Origin of the sequence: Photobacterium sagamiensis, assembly GCF_050337085.1 — a bacterium.
Classification (GTDB): Bacteria; Pseudomonadota; Gammaproteobacteria; order Enterobacterales; family Vibrionaceae; genus Photobacterium; species Photobacterium sagamiensis.
Genome location: NZ_JAKJSP010000108.1, coordinates 1 through 2,945, shown reverse-complemented (window position 1 = coordinate 2,945; position 2,945 = coordinate 1). Strand labels below are relative to the sequence as shown.

The 2,945-nt window shown below is 43.7% G+C and carries 4 protein-coding genes; 2 read left to right on the top strand and 2 right to left on the bottom strand.

The features are described from left to right. Window positions 1-54 precede the first annotated feature (54 nt). Window positions 55-792, bottom strand: a complete 738-nt coding sequence (locus tag L4D76_RS28460) for an IS6 family transposase (protein WP_428444187.1) — start codon at window positions 790-792, stop codon at window positions 55-57. Between the two features lie 201 nt (window positions 793-993). On the opposite strand from L4D76_RS28460, the gene L4D76_RS28455 reads away from it, so the two are divergent. Together L4D76_RS28455 and L4D76_RS28450 are read left to right on the top strand one after the other, a co-directional pair. After that, on the top strand, window positions 994-1,575 hold the full coding sequence (locus tag L4D76_RS28455) for a rhomboid family intramembrane serine protease (protein WP_428444186.1): 582 nt from the start codon (window positions 994-996) through the stop codon (window positions 1,573-1,575). A gap of 73 nt (window positions 1,576-1,648) precedes the next feature. Continuing rightward, a complete protein-coding gene (locus L4D76_RS28450) occupies window positions 1,649-1,990 on the top strand; it encodes a DUF1840 domain-containing protein (protein WP_428444185.1) in 342 nt (113 codons plus the stop codon). A gap of 12 nt (window positions 1,991-2,002) precedes the next feature. On the opposite strand, the gene L4D76_RS28445 is transcribed toward L4D76_RS28450, so the two are convergent. Continuing rightward, window positions 2,003-2,620, bottom strand: coding sequence for a DJ-1/PfpI family protein (locus tag L4D76_RS28445; RefSeq protein WP_428444184.1), 618 nt, complete (start codon window positions 2,618-2,620; stop codon window positions 2,003-2,005). Window positions 2,621-2,945 lie beyond the last annotated feature (325 nt).

The window sequence follows — 2,945 nt, the reverse complement described above, 5'->3', positions numbered from 1 at the left end:
GGGAGTGTTGCAAATAATCAGATAAGGCAGATCTAGCCAGTCATTGGCTTAAAGTTACGAGTAAATCACTTCAACATTGAATAAACGATTCATGAAGGCGGATCTCTCCCGCACAAGGGTTTCACGTTCATCATGACGTAACCAAAAATCAAACTGACCTTTGTTCAACATCCGTAATGATTCGAATCCCTGGATGGTTGACCAGGCCCGCTTTCGTATTTTGAAACCGCCGGTGGCTACAACAAGCTTCTTGATGGGGGCGTGATCGGACTCAATACCATTATTGAGATACTTCACTTGCCGCTGCTCGACATCCGCTCGCAGTCGTCCCTCCTTCTTCAAGCGGGCTATCGCATTGGCGTATGAGGAATGCTTGTCTGTGTTTAACGTTTTAGGCTGATTGTCTAAGCCATAATATCTCAAGCACCGTCTAAGGAACTGATAAGCGGCCTCTTTATTGCGTTTGTGAGAGAAATAGAAATCCAGCGTTTCGCCTTGCTTATTGATGGCTCGGTAAAGGTAGTGCCATTTCCCCTTCACTTTGACGTAGGTTTCATCAAGCTGCCACGATGAGTCAGTCCGGATGAATTGATGGCGACGTAACTTCTTACGTAATTTAGGGGAATATTCAATGAACCAACGATAAATGGTCGAACGATTCACCGAAATCCCTCGCTCTGCCAGCATGTCGCTGAGGTTCGCGTAGCTCATTGGAGTCGAACCATACCAACGAAGGCTCCAAAGGATGATCTCAGGGGCAAAGTGTTTCCATTTAAATTCGTGGTTGGTCATTGAGTCGCTAGATTAGATGGGAAAGACGGAATTCTGAGCCTTGGCTGAATTTTTTGCAACAGACCCATTAATACCAATCGGGACAATCAGTTGGATCTATGTCAGTCTGACGAGACAAGAACGATAACTATACTAATTAACAGATGTCTTGAAACCGAAAATCATCTTCAGATAGTCTGTTAACGAGAGGGAAGAAATAGAGTGGCAATATTGGACGAGAAAGATAAAGACGCATTAAAGTTGATCGGGATTATCAGCCTGCTCTGTATTGTGGTTCACATTGCCAATATTTTGTTGGGCGGCGCACTTAATGATTATGGATTATTGCCTCGTCATGTTACCCATTTAACCGGACTGGTGGCTTATCCTTTTCTACATGGTTCCTGGGGGCATTTGATCAGTAACCTGATATCTTTTGCTCTGTTAGCACTGCTTGTTTCTCGTTCAGGGCTTGCCCGATTGCTGGTGGTGATGCTGATCAGCTGGGTGGTGAGTGGTATTGGTGTCTGGTTATTTGGACGGGTTAGTTTTCATATCGGGTTGAGCGGGATTATATATGGCTTGTGGGCCTACTTATTAATCTATGCTTTGATGTATAGAAGCCTGAGATCTATTGCGATTGCCGTTATTGTTATGTTCTTCTATGGCTCAATGGTGTGGGGGTTCCTTCCTATTCATCGCTGGGTGAGTTTTGAAAGCCATCTGTTCGGGGCATTAGCCGGGGTTGTTGCCGGTTACTTGTTTGCTAAACGTGACAAAATGAGAGAAAAAGAAGTTTTATAATGACTTTGATGCTAACGATTAGACTGAACAGAAGCCAATAGAACTAGAATTGGCCAACCACTAAGGAGCCATCATGTTAATTACCTTCAGTTGTAAAGCCAGTGGTAACGTCACGATGTTTGGAGATATAGCAAAGCAACTGCTCAAAATGATGGGGTTTTGTGAGACTGTACCCGGTGCGATAGATGCTGAAGATGTTCCCCGCGCTTTAGCGAATTTGGAGCAGGCGATTAATAAGGAAAAACAACGTCTGTGCCAGGAAAAGCTAGATGGAACTGAAGCCGCAAAAATAGCAAATGATGAACTCGATGATGCCGATTATGAGCCCGAGATCAGCATCGCTATACGTGCCATACCGTTAACCGAACTTCTGCAAGCGTCAGAAAAAGAGCGATGTTACATTATGTGGGAATAGAGAAATTAACCATCAGCGGACAATATGAAGAGGGGCAAAAGGATCATCTCTGGGATCGTTCTGCCAGAGGTATTCAGCATTAATAGCCACCTTTCTCGCGACTTCTTCACCGTGGAGGTGACCAATTAATGCCAGTGTCATATCGATACCTGCTGCGCCCCCTGAAGAGGTGAAAATATCACTGTCTTGTACCCATCGAGCAACAGGTTGCCAGTTGATCTCGTTGCCAAAGCGGGTTACCCAGTGATAATTCTTTTTATTGGTTGTCGCAGATCTGTTCTCAAGCAACCCCGCATTAGCCAATAAAGCCGCGCCAGTGCAGACAGAGCAGAGATACTCAGTATGAGCAGCTGTTTTTTGTAGCCATGATAATACCTTGAGGTTTTCAACTTCGACGTGAGTTCCAATACCGCCCGGTATTAATAATATGTCGCTATGAAAGGAATCCTGAAAGCTGTGATCCACCATTATTTGGGGCCCTTGAGCACTGGTCACTGGCTGACCAGTTTCAGACACTAGCTTTAGCTGGTAATCATCTTTTAGTACACCGAACATCTCCAACGGCCCGAATGCATCTAACAGCTCAAATTGATTGAAGAGCAAGGTCGTGACAGTCAGCTTTGATGACATAGGTATCCTTAGTTTACTTAACGGTGAAAGACCTTTGTTTTACCGGAACTTATATAAGCATAGTTAAAGATGAGTCAGGAAGGTAAAAGAGACAAAAAATGCTAGAAAATACCCGCTATTAATATTGTACGATCATAGCTTGTCGTCCATATTTATATCAACTGTTCATTCAGTAAAATCGAATAGAACTCAAGACTCAGTTCTCAGTTACTCAAATTTTTTTCAAATAAGAAAGTATTTAATGGCATGCAATTTTCTGTCATCTTTTGACCAAGGAATAGTGTTATGACAGCCCAAATACCAACCCCAACAGCCCCCTCAAGCA

Coding starts and splice junctions, on each gene's coding strand:
- L4D76_RS28445 (WP_428444184.1), bottom strand. CDS start 2,620: ATGTCATCAAAGCTGACTGTCACGACCTTGCTCTTCAATCAATTTGAG.
- L4D76_RS28450 (WP_428444185.1), top strand. CDS start 1,649: ATGTTAATTACCTTCAGTTGTAAAGCCAGTGGTAACGTCACGATGTTT.
- L4D76_RS28460 (WP_428444187.1), bottom strand. CDS start 792: ATGACCAACCACGAATTTAAATGGAAACACTTTGCCCCTGAGATCATC.